The organism is Helcococcus sp. SA-HE-C1 (genome assembly GCF_985670335.1).
This window is the reverse complement of record NZ_OZ484652.1, coordinates 34,293-51,090: the sequence shown is the minus strand read 5'-3', so window position 1 is coordinate 51,090 and position 16,798 is coordinate 34,293. Positions and strand designations below refer to the sequence as shown.

Sequence of the window (16,798 nt, the reverse complement as noted above, 5' to 3'; positions counted from 1 at the left end):
TAAGCCTATTAAATATAAGTATTTTAGTATGATATTCTTTATAGGATTTTGTTCAGTAATCATAACCACCAGCTTAGCTGGTGGTTTGCACTGCCCCTATAAGGGGCTTTTTCCTGCTGTGCACCTTGTGCACATTGAAAGTCTGCTAACTGCACTAGTTTCTCAACTGGTGCTAAAGCACCTTGTTTACTTTATATTTATTTCATTTTCTTTCCAGAAAACGGATTTATATATTCTTTTATACTTATTTGATCAGCTGTATAATCTTCTTTTAACTGACTTCTTATATATTCTTGTATCTTCTTTGCATTTTTTCCTGCTGTATCTACAAAGTACCCTCTACACCAAAAATTTCTATTTCCATACTTGTACTTTAAATGTGCATGTCTATCAAATATTATTAGACTACTCTTTCCTTTTAAGTATCCCATGATTTCTGAAACACTATATTTAGGTGGAATATCAATCAACATATGAATATGGTCAGGGCATAATTCTGCTTCTATTATATTTATATTTTTTCTCGTCAGCAAATCTCTAAGTATTTTTCCAATATCTTCTTTAATTCTTCCATATATTATTTGTATTCTATATTTTGGTGCAAATACTATATGATACTTACAATTCCAGCTTGTATGTGATAAACTATTTTTATCCATATGGATTGTCTCCTCTCGTATTTAATTGTGCAGTTTGTCAGACTACATCAATTTTATCACGGGAGGATTTTTTCTTGAAGCTAAAGCTATTGATTCCCCCGGCATAGCCGGGGGTTTTATTGTGGTAAACCCACAATGAAAAAAAAGGACCGACAGGTCCTTTTTTATTTTACTTCTCACACAAATTTTATTTGATACATTATATATTGTGAGTGTTTTATTCTTTTAATATTCTCTTGAGATTTTATCTAGAGTATACATAGCTCCTACAATCGCTTCTTCTGTCACTTTAAATGGTGTATTTCCCATTGTATCACCATCTTTATTAGCAAGTTTAGCAACTTCAAATAATTGTTCTCTAGTTACATTTGGAATACCTAATTCTTCAAAGTTTGTTGGCATTTCTAAGGTTTTACATAAGTCTAAAACTTCATAAATTTCTTCTAGTGGTCTATTTTCTAAGACCATTTGTGTAAGAGTACCAAATGTTACTTTCTCACCATGATATAAGTCATGAAGTTCGTGAATTGCTGTCATACCATTGTGAATAGCATGTGCTCCAGCAAGTCCACCTGATTCAAAACCAAGCCCTGACAATAGCGTATTTGCTTCAATTACATCACTTACAGCCTGAGTAATACATTTATTTTCTACAGCCGCAACAGCTAATACTGCATTTTCCAATAAAGTTTCATAACAAAGTCTAGCTAATGCATATGCCGCTTTTGTTTGTCCACCACCATAAAGTGTAGGACTGTTTGATTTTTTGTTGAATCAGCTTCAAAGTATGTTGCTAGTGCATCCCCTATACCAGCTTTAAATAATCTAACTGGTGCATTTACTATAATTTCTTCATCCATAATTACCACTGATGGATTTTGTCTTAAGAATAAATACTCTTCAAATTGTCCTTCTTCAGTATATATAACTGATAGTGCTGATGATGGAGCATCTGATGATGCTACTGTTGGTGCAATTAAAACTGGTAGTTCTGTGTAATATCCAACTGCTTTCGATGTATCAAGTGCCTTACCACCACCTACACCGATTACAGCAATATAATCACCATCTTTTATAGCCTCAACATGCTTATCAATCTCTTTGTGTGAAGATTCACCACCAAATTCTACCAAGGTTGCTTCTTCTTCATTATAGCTTTCTAAAACTTTGTCCTTATATTTCTTGAAAACAAATTTTGAAGCAATAATGTAAACTTTACCTTCTCCAAAAGTTGATGAATATTCTTTTAGTTCTGCTAGTAAACCTGGGCCTTGTACATATTTAGCCGGTGATTGAAAATTTCTTGTCATTAAATTCCTCCCTATTTTTTAACTTACTTATATATATTTATACCACTTTAAGAATATTCTAATCATTTTGTTTTAGATTTAATTCTCTTTATGGTACGCTTTATCAACTATTTATCTTCTTCTATTTTATCTTTCCATGATACTGCAGTCTTTTCAATAACTTTATTTAAGGATATGATATTTTCTTTACCAACTGTCTCTAACCACTTGATTCCTTTGTCTTCGTTTTCTACAAATTCTGGTACTCCTCCCTTCCATGTAGCTCTTCCACACAGTACACCATTAAATTTTGAGCCTGATTCTTTAGCAAATTCTAAGGTGTCTTGGAACAACTGTGCACTTACTCCAGCACTTAAAAATATAAACGGTAATGTTGAAAGATCTGATTGTTCTTTGAAATATGCCATTGCTTCTTCTTTTGAATATACTGTATCCTCACCAAAACCTTCAACATAATTCATATTTACAGGAACTTCTAATTTTAATACATCAACTTTATATTCAGGTTTTACAAATTCTTTAACCGCTTCGTTTACTTTACGAGGTTTAACTTTTGCAAATTCTTTTCCTTTTGGGTCTTCAATTTTATTATCATATGCAATAATTTCTAAAAAATATGGTAATCCTACTTCTTCACACTCTTCACCAATTTTTTTTACAAATTCTTTCTTCTTATCATTATTTTCTTTAGTATCATCTACATCATAATATAATAAAATTTTTGCTGCATTCGCACCTACTTCTTTTAATTTAGCTGCTGTCCATCCTTCTAATAACTCAGGTTGTCTAAATTCATCTCTATATCCTGTAATTTCATACGCCAATAATAAACCTGCTTTAGGATCAATTTTTTTAATAGCATCTAAACCGTAAATAGGATCTAATAGTATAGAGGATGAATATTTTGTCAATTCTTCAGCTACTTCAGCCTTAAATTTTTTGATTTTATTATCTCTTTCTTCTCCTTCTAATGATGGAATCATTTTTCTCATTGAGCCTCTTTGATCAATGGCTAAAGCTGCTATTATTCCTTTATCATTTGAAATCTGCTCTAAGCTTCTATATTTTTCTGAACTTACCCTCATTTTATGTCCTTTCTATTTTATTTATATTCGTGTATTTGTACACCTTTTACTACTCTATTTACTGTACCAGTCTTTGATGGAGTATCTGCCTTGTTTCCAACTCTATTCGCTGTTAATAAAGAAACTAATTGGGCAAACATTATAAACGGAAATGTTAGGTAAACATCTAACACTTCTGATGATGTTTCTACTACAAACTCTTCAAAATCCTCATCAAGTTTAATTGGAGTAATCGCTAAAACTTTTTTAGCTATCTTATCAGCAGCAACTTCTCTTAAAATATCTAAATCATATTTTCTTGTGTATGGATTATTTGAAACAAATGAAACTATGAATGTATTTTTATCTATAAATGATTTAGGGCCATGCCTAAATCCCATACTTGACTCATTGCATGTAACTACTTCTCCTGCTGTTAATTCTAAAATTTTTAATCTAGCTTCATTGGTTAAATTATAATGGGTGCCAAATCCTAAATACACAATTCTATTAAATTCAAATTCAACTAAGTCAACTACTTCTTCTTCTCTTTCAATAATTGATTGTGCTGCATCTATAATATATTTCAAATGTCTTTCTTTATCTTCTTCAGAAATTGTATCAAATGCTAAAAGTGTAGATAATAACATACTTGTAAATGAACTTGTCATCGCAAAACTTTTATCATTTGAACCCTCTGGCATTAATAAAACATATGCGTTATCTTTATTTCTTAGACCTGTTGCAAGTTTTCCATCTTCCGCACATGTAATCGCTAAGTGGTATTGATTTTCTACAATTTGGTCCAATAAATCTACTGCGGCAATACTCTCTGGTGAATTTCCACTTCTTGCAAATGAAACTAATAGTGTAGGTCTTTTTCTATCAAGATATAAGTCTGGTGATGAAACAATATCCGTTGTGGCAATTGATTCAAATTCGAAATTTGTGTTTTTCTTTAAATATTCTACTACAACATTACCAACATATTCTGATGTTCCTGCACCAGTAAATATAACTCTTACCTTTTCTTGTGATTTTTTAATTATCTTTTTTAGAAATTTATCGATTTCATCTTTCTGTTCTTTATAGTTGTTGAATACTTTTTCCCACATTTGTGGTTGATGAAGTATCTCGCTAATAGTATGCTTATATCCATCTTCACTTACAGTTTGATTTTTTAACTTAAACATTTTCCCTCCTTTTTTATTGGTAATCCTCCCTTGATTATATCATATCGTTCAGTAATATTCATATATGAGAATTGTATTATATTTTGTTATTTTTTATAGTATTTTATTATTTAAGGATTAATCATGAAATCCATTTCAATAATTATTAATAGTAAATTTTTTTATTTTGCGATATCATTTTGTAAAAAAATAAATTTAAAAGGATTGTATTTGTTTATCACTTCTTACAATCCATTTCTTAAAAATATTAAATTAATTTTTATTTTGTTTGATATCTTAACTCCCCATTAAGATATGTTCTCTCAAGATTTAGTTGAGCATCAAACACCACAAAATCGGCATCTCTACCTACTCTTAAATATCCTGCTTCTTCATCTATACCTACTGATTCTGCAGGTACTTTAGTTGCCATTTCTATAGCTTGTGCTACTGAAGCTATATCCCAATCAAATACGTTTTTAACACCTTGTTTTAGATCTAAAATTGATCCTGCTAAACTACCAGATTCTAATCTTGCTGTACCTTCTTTTACCACTACCGGAAACTCTCCAAGAGTATAATCTCCATCAGGCATACCACCAGCTCTCATACAATCTGTGATTAATAGTACTTTATCATGCCCTTTTGCTTTTATAGCTACACTTGCAGCTGCAGGATGAACATGATATCCATCTGCAATCAATTCTGCATATGCATCTGATGAAAGTGCTGCTCCAACCATTCCTGGTTCTCTATGATGTAAGCCTCTCATACCATTGTATAAATGGATAAAAATATTCGCCCCTGCATTGACTGCTGAAATAGCTTGATCATATGTTGCATTAGAATGTGCTAAAGCTACATATACACCCATTTCTTTAGCCTGTTTTATAAATTCTACTACTCCTTCTCTCTCTGGAGCAATAGCTATTTTCTTTACTAGTCCACCTGACAATTCATTCCATTTTCTTAACATTTCGATTGAAGGATCAGACATATATGCTGGATTTTGTGCACCTTTATATGTTTCAGTAAAAAATGGTCCTTCTAAAAATATACCTTTAACTTTAGCACCCGTACATTCTTTATATTCATTTCTAACATATTCACAAGCCGTATTTAATGTTTCAACAGATGATGTCAATGTTGTGGGTAAAAATGATGTAACTCCCATTTCTAGCAATCCTTCTGACATTATATTTAATGTTCCTTTAACAGCATCATTTACATCTACATTTTTGTATCCATGGACATGAGTATCTACAAGACCCGGAGCAATATATTTATCCGATAAATCTTCATATTCCCCATCGTATTCTTTTACAAAATCTACGACTTTACCATTTTCTACAACTAAAAAAGTATCTGTCATTACATTTGTATTTGTGAAAATCTTAGCCGCCTTAAAATATTTCTTCATCACATTCTCACTTTCTTTTTTAATTATCTCTTAAATCAAATTTAAATCCTTGTTCTAAAGCAACATTAATAATATTCTTTCTTTCAAGTATTTGTTGAGAAAATTTATCCACTACTTGTTCTGTAAATTTATTTAATGGTCTATTTGGATTTCTTAAATCATAATATGTAATCATTTCTTTATCATGTTCTGAAAGTGCTGAATTATAATTTTCAAAATTTTCGTATTTATCGGTAAAAATTCTAAACTTCTTATTCATTCTAGGTTTTAACTCTGGCTTTTGATCAGGGTATCCAATTCCTAATCCAACAATCGGTAACGTGTATTTTGGTAATTCTAATATTTCTATTACTTTTTTTGTATCATTTAGTATAGAACCAAAGAAAACTGTCCCTAAGCCTAAAGATTCAGCTGCATTAACTGTATTTTGAGCCATCAAAGAAGCATCCGTAACAGCAGCAATAAATCTATCGGCATCATTTGCATGATTTTTTTCCGTTTTTGATTCTTCTATAATTTGATAATTTCGATACTGATCCGCTATAAAAATCCAAAATTCTGGAGCTTCATTTATATATTTTTGTGTACAAATTTCTGCAATTTTTAATCTTTTTTCTTTATCCACAACTCTTATTATAGACGCCTGTTGCATTCCATTTGATGTCGCTGTCCTCATAGCTACATCATAAAGTTTATTTAAGATATTTTCTTCAATATCTTTTTTTTGCCATTTTCTAATTGATGTATGATTCAGAATTTGAGCTATTGTCTCATTATATTCCATTTTACACCCCCTATTTTGTTTGCTTTTATTAAGTAGTTATAGTATTAAAATATTACTTTGTGCCAAATAATCTATCTCCAGCATCACCCAATCCTGGTAAAATATATGCATCTTCATTTAACCCTCTATCTAAAGCTACTACATAAATATCGACATCTGGGTGAACTTCTTGAACTGCTCTAATACCTTCGGGAGCTGCTACAATATTGAGCAATCTTATATTTTTACAACCTTGTTTTTTCAGCTCATCTATTGCATCTATCGCTGAACCACCAGTCGCTAACATAGGATCTAATACAAAAATATCTCTTTCTTGTACATCTGCTGGTAGTTTTGAATAATAAGGTACCGGTTTTAATGTGTCGTGATCTCTATACATACCTATATGTCCCACTTTAGCTGTTGGTATTAAACTCAACATTCCATCAACCATACCAAGTCCAGCTCTCAAAATAGGTACCAATCCTAATTTTTTACCAGATAATCTGTATCCTGTTGTAGTTTCAAGAGGTGTTTGTAATTCAAATTCTTCTAATTCTAAATCTCTACAAACTTCATAACACATTAGCTGAGAAATTTCTGTCACAATTTTTCTAAATTCATTTGTACCTGTATTAACATCTCTTATTATACTCACTTTATGCTTCATTAATGGGTGTTCAATAACTGTAACTTTGTTCATTTTATCCTCCTACATAGACTCAATTTTGTCAATTCTCCTTTGGTGCCTACCGCCCTCAAACTCTGTATTTAAGAATACCTCTACTATTCCTTTTGCCAATTCATCACCAACAATTCTAGCACCTAGATTTAGGATATTAGCATTGTTATGCTTTCTCGTTAATTCTGCACTAACAGGTTCTGAACATAATGCTGCTCTAATACCTTTAACACGGTTACAAGATATACTTATGCCAATTCCCGTTCCACATATACCAATTCCAAATTCAGCTTTTTTTGTTAAAACTTCATTAGTCAATTTTTTTGCAAAATCTGGATAATCCACTGAATCGCTGCTATATGGACCTAAATCTATGACTTCATATTTTTTCTCTGTTAAATATGATTTAATCGTTTCCTTTAGATTGTATCCCGCATGATCTGATGCTAACGCCACCTTCATTATAACCTCCTTATATTATTCGAAGAAGATTTTTTTAATCTATTCATTATACTTAGACCATATCCTTCTTCCTCTACTCCCCTTACAACTATCTTATCTAAATTTTTTTTATCTAATTTTCTTAAAGAATCAAATAGATTTCTTCCCATTTCTAATAATTCTTTTTTTGAACCCATATAAATAATATTTTCTTCCTTAAAACGTCCTTTATCCGTTTCAAATAACATCAATCCTATTTTTTCGTTCTCTCTCAAAAGTTTTTCTATCTCATTGTATACATCTTCATCTTCACCTATTAAAACTAAAACTTCTGTATCTGGTGCATAATGTTTATATTTTTGTCCAGGTGACTTTGGAGATTTTTTTTCATTATTTATTGATGGATTATATTCAACTTTTTCCCAATATTTTTCAAGCATTTCTTTAGTATAAAATCCTGGTCTTAAAATTTTGGGTATATCAGAGGTCAAGTCAAGAACTGTAGATTCAATTCCTATATTGGATTGTCCTCCATCAATAACTGCATCTATTTTCCCATCCATATCTTCAAGTACAGATTTCGCATTAGTAGGTGAAGGTCTTGTAGAAAGATTAGCACTAGGAGCCGCTAACGGCACTCCACAAAGACTTATAAACATTCTTGTCAACTCATTGTTAGGTATTCTAATCGCTACAGATTCAAGTCCCGCTGTTATTTCGTCCGGAATTAATTCACTTTTATGTAGAATGACAGTTAAAGGACCCGGCCATATCTCTCTTAATATTTCTGCGTCTTTAGAAGAAATATTTTTTGATAAAGCGTAGATTTCTTCTAATCTTGATATATGAAGTATTATAGGATTATCATTTGGTCTATTTTTAGCCTTAAAAATTTTTGCAATTGCTTTTTTACTTAGCCCATTAGCTGCAAGTCCATATACAGTTTCAGTAGGTATTGCAACTAAACCGTCACGTTTAATTATATTGGCTGCTTCATTAAGTTTTTTTATATTATTAAAATCTTCTTTAACTTCTATAACCTTCGTCTTAATCATCTTCACCTCTCAATCATTTTACCATTAATTTATTATTTTTTTAAGTTTTTAACTTATATTCTCTAAAAAGAGGAGAAATGAAATTAATTCATCCTCCCCTTTTTTATTGATTATTTAATTTTATTTCCTTTATAGCTTTATTTAAACTGTCTTTATTTGGTACTAACATATATAGTTTCCATCCTGGCATCGCATATGAAGGTAAGTTAGTAGTACCAAATCCAGTAATATCTTGTTTTCTGATATCCCAACTTGCTCCATTTGAAATTTGATAGTTTATTAATTCTATAATTTTTTTATATGGAAAGTTTGTTTGAGAGAATTCTAATATTGTGTCTAAAACAGAATGATATTTTAATAATATGCTTGGCTTCATAGCCTTGTTAATTATTGATTCTACGATTCTCGTATGATTTCTGCCTCAATCAAAATCTCCATCGTTTAATGCTTTTCTTTCCCTAGCAAATCCTAATGCCTCTTCTCCATTTAAATGATTTACACCCTTTTTTATACGGTGATTTCCAATTACAGTTGTAAATTCTTGTGGGCTGTTTACTTCAACTCCACCTAAAGCATCTACAACTTTTATAAGTGATGAAAAGTTAACTCTAGCATAGTAATCAATTTTAATATTTAAGAATTTTTCAAGAGTTTTGATTGAGGAACTTATTCCATATATACCAGAATGAGTAAGTTTGTCTTTTTGATACTTTCCTCCTCCTGCTATAGGTAAATAGGTATCTCGAGGAATAGTTGTAATCAATATTTTCTTATTTTTAGGATTTACAGAAACTATTAAATTAACATCCGATCTTCCTTTAGAAGATATTCCTCCATAAGTATCTATTCCACTTATGTACATATTAAAACTATCTTTATCTTTTAGCTCTTTTTGTGTCTCTTCAACACTTTCTTTTATTGTTTCTTTTTCAGTTTCAGTTTCAGTTTTTTCATTTCTTTCCACATTATATTTTCCTATTATTTTTGTATAATTTGAAAAATTAGGGATTTTATCTTCAACTATAGACCTATATGTTTCATCAAATAATATTATCTCTATCTTATTTTCAAGAAGATTTTTCATCATGGTTATATAATCAAATCCATCTACAAATTTAAGATTTTCTAACTCTTTAATGTTTGATTGCAAGTATTTAATGTTATCTTCATCTCTACTTAGAGCTGCTGTTATTTCTTTACCTCTTAAATCTTCTATAGAATTAACATTAGAATTTTTGTGAACTATAATTGAATACTCTAAATATTCTTTTCCATGTTTTTCATTTAGATTTTTTATAGTATTAATACCTTTGTTAATATAAGAAATTGAAATAACAAAACTGGTAGACATTAAAATTAATAATATTGTAATAAAAATATTTATAATTTTATTGTCATTTCTATAAATGAGCCATCCGATTAAACCTAACAATATTACTATTAAAAATAGAATAATTCTATGATTGAATGGTAAAATATCATTCTTAAAAATTGTATATATAAATCCTCCAAAACAAACTAAAGTTAAAAAGAATATTGCTTTTATTATATTGGATTTATTTTTTTTCACACTTACCTCTTTATTTTACATATTACTTTACTTCAATATTGAACATGTTATACTATATTATTATTTTAATGTGTTAATTATTCCCCTAATCCATTTGGGTTGCTTTTTTGCCATCTCCAAGCATCCTCACACATTTCTTCAATATTTTTTTTCGCTTCCCAATCCATTTCTTCTTTAGCCTTTGTTGCTTTGCAATAGCTTACAGCAACGTCCCCAACTCTTCTATCATGAATTTCATATGGTATTTCTTTTCCTGTAGCTTTCTCAAATGCGTGGACTACATCAAGAACAGAATATCCATTTCCAGTACCTAAATTATAGATTGACACGCCGTTGTTTTTATTAATTATATCTAATGCTTTTACATGCCCTTTTGCTAAATCTACAACATGAATATAATCTCTTACACCTGTACCATCTTTAGTTTCATAATCATTTCCAAAAACTTTTAATTTTTCTAATTTACCTACCGCTACTTGAGTTATATATGGTGTTAAATTATTAGGTATACCCTTTGGATCCTCACCAATTAGTCCAGATTCATGAGCTCCTACAGGATTAAAATATCTCAATGTAACAACATTCCATTCATTGTCTGAATTATATAAATCAACTAATATTTCTTCTATCATCCACTTAGTCCAACCATATGGATTTGTACATCTTCCTTTTTCAGTTTCTTCTGTAATCGGGATCTCTTTCGGAACCCCATACACAGTTGCTGACGAGCTAAATATAATATTTTTTACATCGTATTTTTTCATCATTTTACATAATGTCACAGTACCACCAATATTATTATCATAGTATTTTAAAGGTTTTGATACTGATTCCCCTACAGCTTTTAGTCCAGCTAAATGTATTACTGATTCAATTTTTTCGTTCTCAAATACTTCGATTAAATCAGACTCATTTCTAATATCACCTTTATAAAATCTAAGATTTTTTCCTGTAATTTGTTTAATTCTTTCAACTGCCACTACAGAAGAGTTTGAAAGATTATCTAAAATTACAACTTCATAATCTTCATTTAATAATTCTATAGCTATATGTGAACCAATGTATCCTGCACCACCTGTCAATAATATACTCATTTAACCCTCCAAGTTTTATTCTATTTACAACTTAATTATACCTCAAAATTATTATTTTTGATAATCAATTATAAAAAAAGAACCTAAAGATCAATATCTTTTAACTCACTCTCATCTTTTACCCTATAAAAATGATCTACATCCAAAAGATAAATTGGATCAATATGTATTGAAATCCTTACATTAGTCTTACGCATCACTTCTTTTTCAATATTTCGAACAATATTATGCATGGTATAGGTGTCAATATTGGCTGGAGCCTCTATATGGCAAGAGCCAAAATATTGTCCCTTTCCATATTCATGTATTTCAATATCATGTACTCCTCTTATATACTCTCCATTTAGTATAATCTTTTCCATTTTAGTAATAATTTTCTGATCAACTTTTTTGCCTAATAAAATAATACTCATAGATTTAAACATCTCTATTCCAGTTATAATAATCAAAATCGATATGAATATTCCAACATAGGAGTCTATATTAATAGATGTAAGCTTGAATATTGTTATGGATAATATTACTAATATTGTAGAAACGACATCATATAGAGAATCTTTTGCTATTCCTCGATTTAGCTCTGAATCTAACTTTTTTGCCATTTTCATATTATAGCTATACATATAAAGTTTTAATCCTATTGATATAATCAAAACTATAAACGTAAATTTGTTAGCCGTAATAATTTCAGTACTGAATATCCCCTTAAAAGAAGAAATAAATAACTGAACACCAACTATTGTTATAAACATACCTACCGACATTGTAACAATATATTCTGTTCTTCCATGTCCATATGGATGTTCATTATCTGCTGGTACTGCTGATAATATCGATCCTATTATTGTTACTATAGAATTTAGACTGTCCGATAAATTATTAAAAGAGTCACTTATAATTGAGATAGAGCCAGATATCAGGCCAATAATAATCTTGATACTGAAAAGAAATAAATTAATAAAAAGACCGACTATTCCTGTAAGTCTTATTGCTTTATCTCTATTTTTTTTATTTAATAAATCCTCCGAACCAATGTACTTTTTTAGTAAGAATTTATACATTATTCTCCTCTATTCTTTTTGGAAATAATAATTTATCATTTACATAATGATAATGACCGTAAAATAATACAACTATATTTGATATAATCATAGCAATCCAAACCCCCATTTGCTCCATATTTGTAAAATTTATAAAAATGAACAAGAGAGGTATCCTAATCAGCCATAATCTTATCATCGAAAAATTTAATCCCATTTTCATTCTTCCTAAACCTTGAAATATTGCTATATAAATAAAGTATAGTCCCATAGAAGGTATATTTAAGAATGAAAAGTTCGAAAATTCTACTGCATACTCTGTAATTATGGGATTGGCTTGCGGATCTACAAACATTGAAATTAAGTCTTTTTGGAACAAATAAACCCCAATTATTCCTAATATAGAAGACAAAATCGATAATAAAAATCCATCTTTCACTATTTGTTTTGTTCTCTCATATAGTTTTGCTCCAAAATTTTGTCCAATTACAGCGGTCATCGCTGATCCTATACCTATAGAAATTTGCATAAAAATCGAGTTTATTCTATTAACTAGTGAAAATGCTGTAACAACATTTTCACCTAATCCTATAATAAAAATGTTACAAATTGTAAACCCAAGTGCTGTTGTTGATCTAGCAATTGCTGTTGGTATAGATAATTTCATTATCCTCTTAACATATTTATTTTCATACGTAAAACTCTTAAAATCAATTTTCACTCGATTATTACTATTAGTTATAAATACAATTCCTATTATAATTGAAATAAATTTAGATAATATAGTGGCTATTGCTGCTCCTGCAATCCCCATATTTAGACCGTTCATCCCTATGAGGGGTATTTCTGCAAATATAAAAAATGGATTTAAAATAATATTTAAGATACCAGAAGTTAGACCTATGATTGTCGTATTAATTGTCTTTCCTTCTGCATTTAAGATTGCTTGAAACATAAATATCGTGCTGTCTATCAAAAAACCTAATGCCATAATAGAAAGATATATTTTTGAGTTTTGAAATAATTCTCCCTTTGCTCCCATTATATTTATAATTGGACCCGCTAAAAAGTATCCTATAATCGCAAAACATAATCCCGTCATTAATCCAATCACCAATAAATGCATAGCAAATTTACTAGCTACATCTTCTTTTTTTGCTCCTAAAGACTGTGAAATAAGTGTCGTACCACCTATTGAAAGTCCTAAAGATGTTGATATAAAGAAAAAGATTACAGGAAATGTAAATCCAGTAGCTGTAAATGCAGTTGGAGATAATTGTGCTAACCATAACCCGTCAGCTAAATCATATAACACTGTTATTAAATTACTTATTACAAGAGGTAGAGAAAGACTAAAGAGCATATACATCGTATTCCCCTTTAATATAAAATCTTTATCTCTTTTTCTTATTTTAAATTTTGACATTTTATTCCTGACTAATTTTTTTTATAACGGACCTTAATTCATCTACATTTTCAACTATATAATCCGGATTTTGTTCTTCTAAGAACTTTCTATCTCTGAACCCCCATGTTACTGCTATTGAGGTTACTCCTGCATTTTGTGCAGTTTGAACATCTACTTCACTATCTCCAATATAAACAGTTTCATCTTTTTTTACATTTAATTCTTTAATTATGGAATTAAATGGGGTTGGATTTGGCTTACTTTCCATCCCTGGTTTTATACCTGTTACATAGTCAAATATACCATCAGGTAAAACTTCTGATATTACTTTCTGAAGAACCGAATCTGGTTTATTTGAATACGCTACTAAAATATATCCTTGGCTTTTTAAATCTTGTAATAATTCTAAAACCCCATTATAAGGCTCTGTTTTATAACTCGGATTTTCATTATATCGATTTAAATAATACTCTAAAATTTCTGTAGTGAGATTTTTATCGTAAATATGATTATATGGAAATATCAAAGCTTTTTCAATCAAATATCTTGAACCATATCCTAGAACTTTTCTAAAATATTCTTTATCATTAACTCTATAAAATCCATTTTCATATAATGATTCATTAACATGATGCATTATCGAATCTAAAGTATTTAAGACTGTTCCATCTACGTCAAATGCTATTATTTTCATAATTTGTTATTATCCTTTCTTTTTTAATATAAAATAAAATTTCAAAAAAATATTTTATTGCTATTGTGCTTTTCTTCTAAATTCATATAGTCCGATTGATGTAGCAATCGTTAAATTTAAACTATCTACATCGCTACTTTGTGGAATAAATGTTTTTTCACCATATTTAGAAAATTCTTCTGGCAATCCAGCTCCTTCGTTACCCATTACTATTGAAAACGGCTCAATGATCTGTTTTTTATAAATACTATCATCTTCATTATTTGATAACATAAATAGATAAAGATTATTGGAAAATTTTTTTCTATATTGCTCAATATTTTCAAAAATACTTATTCTAATCTTAAATATTGCTCCCATTGAAGCTCTTATAACTTTGGGATTATATATATCGCAAACATTTCCTATTAACACTAAATCTTTATACCCAAACGCTAGCATAGATCTTATTATACTTCCCAGGTTTCCCATATCAGAAATATCATGAAGTATAACGTGATTATTACTAACTATTTCATTTTTTCTTTTCTTAAATACACCTATAACATATGTATTTTCCTTATCGGCAATTCTTTTTATAGCCTTTGGAGCAATTTCATAATAAATACCTTCATCTTCTAATTTTGATATTAGTTTTTCTTTTTCACTAAATTTTTCATCAATAAATATTGAGATTATATTTTCTCTATTGTATTTAATTAGTTCCCAAGTAGGAAACGGCCCTAATGTATAAGAATAATCTTCTTTTTTTGAATATTTTTTAAATTTTTTCATAACAACCCTCCTAATTATATTAACACAAAAATTTTTATTCTATAATCTTTTATCAAACAATTTAATCTTTAAAATTTCAGCTTATACTGTATAATTATATTAACGTATTAGGAGGATAAGAATGTTTAAGAATAGAAATTTAAGTCTTTTAATGGACTTTTATGAACTTACAATGGCAAATGCATATTTCGTAAATGGACATAAAGACACTATAGCACATTACGACTTGTATTTTAGGAAAGCACCTGATAGTGCAAGTTTTGCAATAGTTGCCGGACTAGATACAATTATTGAATATATTGAAAATTTACATTTTACAAAAGATGAAGTTAATTTTTTAAGAAATAAAAATATGTTTGACGAAGGATTTTTAGAGTATTTAGAAAACTTTAAATTTGAATGTGATATTCATGCTGTAAAAGAGGGTAGCGTTGTTTTTGCAAATGAACCGCTAGTTACTGTAAGAGGTCCTTTTATTCAAGCACAGCTTTTAGAAACCATGCTATTATTACTATTAAATCATCAATCAATGATTGCAACTAAATCTAGTAGAATCGTAAGAGCTGCAACAGGAAAATCAGTGTTAGAATTTGGATCCAGAAGAGCTCATGGAGCAGATGCTGCAAACTATGGAGCAAGGGCTGCATACATAGCCGGTGTTTCAGGAAGTGCAAACACTCTTACAGACTATACTTTAGGCTTACCAGCCTTAGGAACTATGGCACACTCTTGGGTACAATCCTTTGATAATGAATATGAAGCTTTTGAAACATATGCTAAAACATACCCAGATAATACGGTTCTTTTAGTAGATACATATAATACCTTGAAATCTGGTGTTCCAAATGCAATTAAAACTTTCGATAATGTTTTAAAACCTCTTGGTAAAAGACCCAAAGGTATAAGATTAGATTCTGGAGATTTAGCCTATCTATCTAAGAAATCTAGGGTTATGCTTGATAATGCTGGTTATGAAGATTGTCCAATTGTAGCTTCTTCATCGCTTGATGAATATAGCATACAAGATATTCAGTTACAGGGTGGAAAAATTGATATCTATGGTGTTGGTGAGAGGCTAATCACTTCTAAGACAAATCCAGTATTTGGTGGCGTGTATAAACTCGTTGCAATAGAAAAAAATGGTGAAGTACAACCTCGAATAAAAATATCTGAAAATATTCAAAAAATTACTACTCCTGGAGTTAAACAAATATATAGAATATATGATGCAGAAACCCATAAAGCCAAGGCTAATCTAATCACACTAAGAGATGAAACTATTGACGAAAGTAAACCTTTAACAATATTCCATCCGCTTTATACTTGGAAGAAAAAAGTAATAAATAATTTCTACGCAAGACCACTATTGATACCAATTTATAAAAATGGAAAATTAGTATACGACAGACCATTATTGGATGAAATTAGGTCATATCATCAAAAAGAACTGGATACATTATGGGAAGAGTATAAGAGGTTTGATACTCCTCAACTTTATAAAGTTGATTTATCTCAAGATTTATGGAATTTAAGAAACACCTTATTAAATCAAGTTAGAAATACATCAGAGCAGATATGAATAAAAAATCCTAAAATTTAGATTTTAATATCTATCTTTTAGGATTTTACTCTTTTATTTAATTTATCTATCA

The 16,798-nt window shown here is 29.6% G+C and carries 18 protein-coding genes; 1 reads left to right on the top strand and 17 read right to left on the bottom strand.

What is annotated here, in order from left to right:
- Nucleotides 1–197: 197 nt before the first annotated feature.
- From tnpA to AC4KN9_RS00135, 17 genes are all read right to left on the bottom strand, one after another.
- A complete protein-coding gene (gene tnpA, locus AC4KN9_RS00215) occupies nt 198–659 on the bottom strand; it encodes an IS200/IS605 family transposase (protein WP_491016685.1) in 462 nt (153 codons plus the stop codon).
- 225 nt (nt 660–884) lie between these two features.
- Nucleotides 885–1,343 carry a dehydroquinate synthase/iron-containing alcohol dehydrogenase family protein gene (locus tag AC4KN9_RS00210; RefSeq protein ID WP_491016684.1) on the bottom strand — a complete coding sequence of 153 codons (459 nt, stop codon included), beginning with the start codon at nt 1,341–1,343 and terminating at the stop codon, nt 885–887.
- A gap of 23 nt (nt 1,344–1,366) precedes the next feature.
- A complete protein-coding gene (locus AC4KN9_RS00205) occupies nt 1,367–1,969 on the bottom strand; it encodes an iron-containing alcohol dehydrogenase (RefSeq protein ID WP_491016683.1) in 603 nt (200 codons plus the stop codon).
- 107 nt (nt 1,970–2,076) lie between these two features.
- Nucleotides 2,077–3,054, bottom strand: a complete 978-nt coding sequence (locus AC4KN9_RS00200) for a tagatose 1,6-diphosphate aldolase (RefSeq protein WP_491016682.1) — start codon at nt 3,052–3,054, stop codon at nt 2,077–2,079.
- Between the two features lie 17 nt (nt 3,055–3,071).
- Nucleotides 3,072–4,226 (bottom strand): SIS domain-containing protein, encoded by a 1,155-nt coding sequence (locus tag AC4KN9_RS00195; RefSeq protein ID WP_491016681.1) that lies wholly within the window; start codon nt 4,224–4,226, stop codon nt 3,072–3,074.
- A 259-nt stretch (nt 4,227–4,485) separates the two neighbouring features.
- Nucleotides 4,486–5,625, bottom strand: a complete 1,140-nt coding sequence (nagA, locus tag AC4KN9_RS00190) for an N-acetylglucosamine-6-phosphate deacetylase (RefSeq protein WP_491016680.1) — start codon at nt 5,623–5,625, stop codon at nt 4,486–4,488.
- Nucleotides 5,626–5,644: 19 nt separating this feature from the next.
- The gene (locus tag AC4KN9_RS00185; RefSeq protein WP_491016679.1) at nt 5,645–6,409 is read right to left on the bottom strand and encodes an NADPH-dependent oxidoreductase; all 765 of its coding nucleotides are present in this window, start codon (nt 6,407–6,409) and stop codon (nt 5,645–5,647) included.
- A gap of 52 nt (nt 6,410–6,461) precedes the next feature.
- Nucleotides 6,462–7,091, bottom strand: a complete 630-nt coding sequence (gene upp, locus AC4KN9_RS00180; protein WP_491016678.1) for a uracil phosphoribosyltransferase — start codon at nt 7,089–7,091, stop codon at nt 6,462–6,464.
- Nucleotides 7,092–7,100: 9 nt separating this feature from the next.
- Nucleotides 7,101–7,532 carry a ribose 5-phosphate isomerase B gene (rpiB, locus tag AC4KN9_RS00175; protein ID WP_491016677.1) on the bottom strand — a complete coding sequence of 144 codons (432 nt, stop codon included), beginning with the start codon at nt 7,530–7,532 and terminating at the stop codon, nt 7,101–7,103.
- A complete protein-coding gene (locus AC4KN9_RS00170; RefSeq protein WP_491016676.1) occupies nt 7,532–8,566 on the bottom strand; it encodes an L-threonylcarbamoyladenylate synthase in 1,035 nt (344 codons plus the stop codon). The genes rpiB and AC4KN9_RS00170 overlap by 1 nt, the downstream gene beginning before the upstream one ends.
- Nucleotides 8,567–8,669: 103 nt before the next feature.
- Complete coding sequence (locus AC4KN9_RS00165; RefSeq protein ID WP_491016675.1) at nt 8,670–8,942, bottom strand: hypothetical protein; 273 nt, start codon at nt 8,940–8,942, stop codon at nt 8,670–8,672.
- Between the two features lie 45 nt (nt 8,943–8,987).
- Nucleotides 8,988–10,136, bottom strand: coding sequence for an LCP family protein (locus AC4KN9_RS00160; RefSeq protein ID WP_491016674.1), 1,149 nt, complete (start codon nt 10,134–10,136; stop codon nt 8,988–8,990).
- A 77-nt stretch (nt 10,137–10,213) separates the two neighbouring features.
- Nucleotides 10,214–11,230 (bottom strand): UDP-glucose 4-epimerase GalE, encoded by a 1,017-nt coding sequence (galE, locus tag AC4KN9_RS00155; protein ID WP_491016673.1) that lies wholly within the window; start codon nt 11,228–11,230, stop codon nt 10,214–10,216.
- Between the two features lie 83 nt (nt 11,231–11,313).
- Complete coding sequence (locus AC4KN9_RS00150; RefSeq protein ID WP_491016672.1) at nt 11,314–12,291, bottom strand: cation diffusion facilitator family transporter; 978 nt, start codon at nt 12,289–12,291, stop codon at nt 11,314–11,316.
- Nucleotides 12,284–13,696, bottom strand: a complete 1,413-nt coding sequence (locus tag AC4KN9_RS00145; protein WP_491016671.1) for an MATE family efflux transporter — start codon at nt 13,694–13,696, stop codon at nt 12,284–12,286. Before AC4KN9_RS00145 ends, AC4KN9_RS00150 begins: the two co-directional genes overlap by 8 nt.
- A 1-nt stretch (nt 13,697) precedes the next feature.
- Nucleotides 13,698–14,372 carry an HAD family hydrolase gene (locus tag AC4KN9_RS00140; protein WP_491016670.1) on the bottom strand — a complete coding sequence of 225 codons (675 nt, stop codon included), beginning with the start codon at nt 14,370–14,372 and terminating at the stop codon, nt 13,698–13,700.
- A gap of 60 nt (nt 14,373–14,432) precedes the next feature.
- Nucleotides 14,433–15,146 carry a TrmH family RNA methyltransferase gene (locus tag AC4KN9_RS00135; protein ID WP_491016669.1) on the bottom strand — a complete coding sequence of 238 codons (714 nt, stop codon included), beginning with the start codon at nt 15,144–15,146 and terminating at the stop codon, nt 14,433–14,435.
- Nucleotides 15,147–15,267: 121 nt separating this feature from the next.
- On the opposite strand from AC4KN9_RS00135, the gene AC4KN9_RS00130 reads away from it, so the two are divergent.
- Nucleotides 15,268–16,725 (top strand): nicotinate phosphoribosyltransferase, encoded by a 1,458-nt coding sequence (locus AC4KN9_RS00130; RefSeq protein WP_491016668.1) that lies wholly within the window; start codon nt 15,268–15,270, stop codon nt 16,723–16,725.
- Nucleotides 16,726–16,798: the final 73 nt, after the last annotated feature.

Excerpts from the sequence above, each read along its gene's own strand:
- tnpA (WP_491016685.1), bottom strand. The coding sequence starts at position 659 with ATGGATAAAAATAGTTTATCACATACAAGCTGGAATTGTAAGTATCAT.
- AC4KN9_RS00205 (WP_491016683.1), bottom strand. The coding sequence starts at position 1,969 with ATGACAAGAAATTTTCAATCACCGGCTAAATATGTACAAGGCCCAGGT.
- AC4KN9_RS00200 (WP_491016682.1), bottom strand. The coding sequence starts at position 3,054 with ATGAGGGTAAGTTCAGAAAAATATAGAAGCTTAGAGCAGATTTCAAAT.
- AC4KN9_RS00195 (WP_491016681.1), bottom strand. The coding sequence starts at position 4,226 with ATGTTTAAGTTAAAAAATCAAACTGTAAGTGAAGATGGATATAAGCAT.
- nagA (WP_491016680.1), bottom strand. The coding sequence starts at position 5,625 with ATGAAGAAATATTTTAAGGCGGCTAAGATTTTCACAAATACAAATGTA.
- AC4KN9_RS00185 (WP_491016679.1), bottom strand. The coding sequence starts at position 6,409 with ATGGAATATAATGAGACAATAGCTCAAATTCTGAATCATACATCAATT.
- upp (WP_491016678.1), bottom strand. The coding sequence starts at position 7,091 with ATGAACAAAGTTACAGTTATTGAACACCCATTAATGAAGCATAAAGTG.
- rpiB (WP_491016677.1), bottom strand. The coding sequence starts at position 7,532 with ATGAAGGTGGCGTTAGCATCAGATCATGCGGGATACAATCTAAAGGAA.
- AC4KN9_RS00170 (WP_491016676.1), bottom strand. The coding sequence starts at position 8,566 with ATGATTAAGACGAAGGTTATAGAAGTTAAAGAAGATTTTAATAATATA.
- AC4KN9_RS00165 (WP_491016675.1), bottom strand. The coding sequence starts at position 8,942 with ATGAAGCCAAGCATATTATTAAAATATCATTCTGTTTTAGACACAATA.
- galE (WP_491016673.1), bottom strand. The coding sequence starts at position 11,230 with ATGAGTATATTATTGACAGGTGGTGCAGGATACATTGGTTCACATATA.
- AC4KN9_RS00150 (WP_491016672.1), bottom strand. The coding sequence starts at position 12,291 with ATGTATAAATTCTTACTAAAAAAGTACATTGGTTCGGAGGATTTATTA.
- AC4KN9_RS00145 (WP_491016671.1), bottom strand. The coding sequence starts at position 13,696 with ATGTCAAAATTTAAAATAAGAAAAAGAGATAAAGATTTTATATTAAAG.
- AC4KN9_RS00140 (WP_491016670.1), bottom strand. The coding sequence starts at position 14,372 with ATGAAAATAATAGCATTTGACGTAGATGGAACAGTCTTAAATACTTTA.
- AC4KN9_RS00135 (WP_491016669.1), bottom strand. The coding sequence starts at position 15,146 with ATGAAAAAATTTAAAAAATATTCAAAAAAAGAAGATTATTCTTATACA.
- AC4KN9_RS00130 (WP_491016668.1), top strand. The coding sequence starts at position 15,268 with ATGTTTAAGAATAGAAATTTAAGTCTTTTAATGGACTTTTATGAACTT.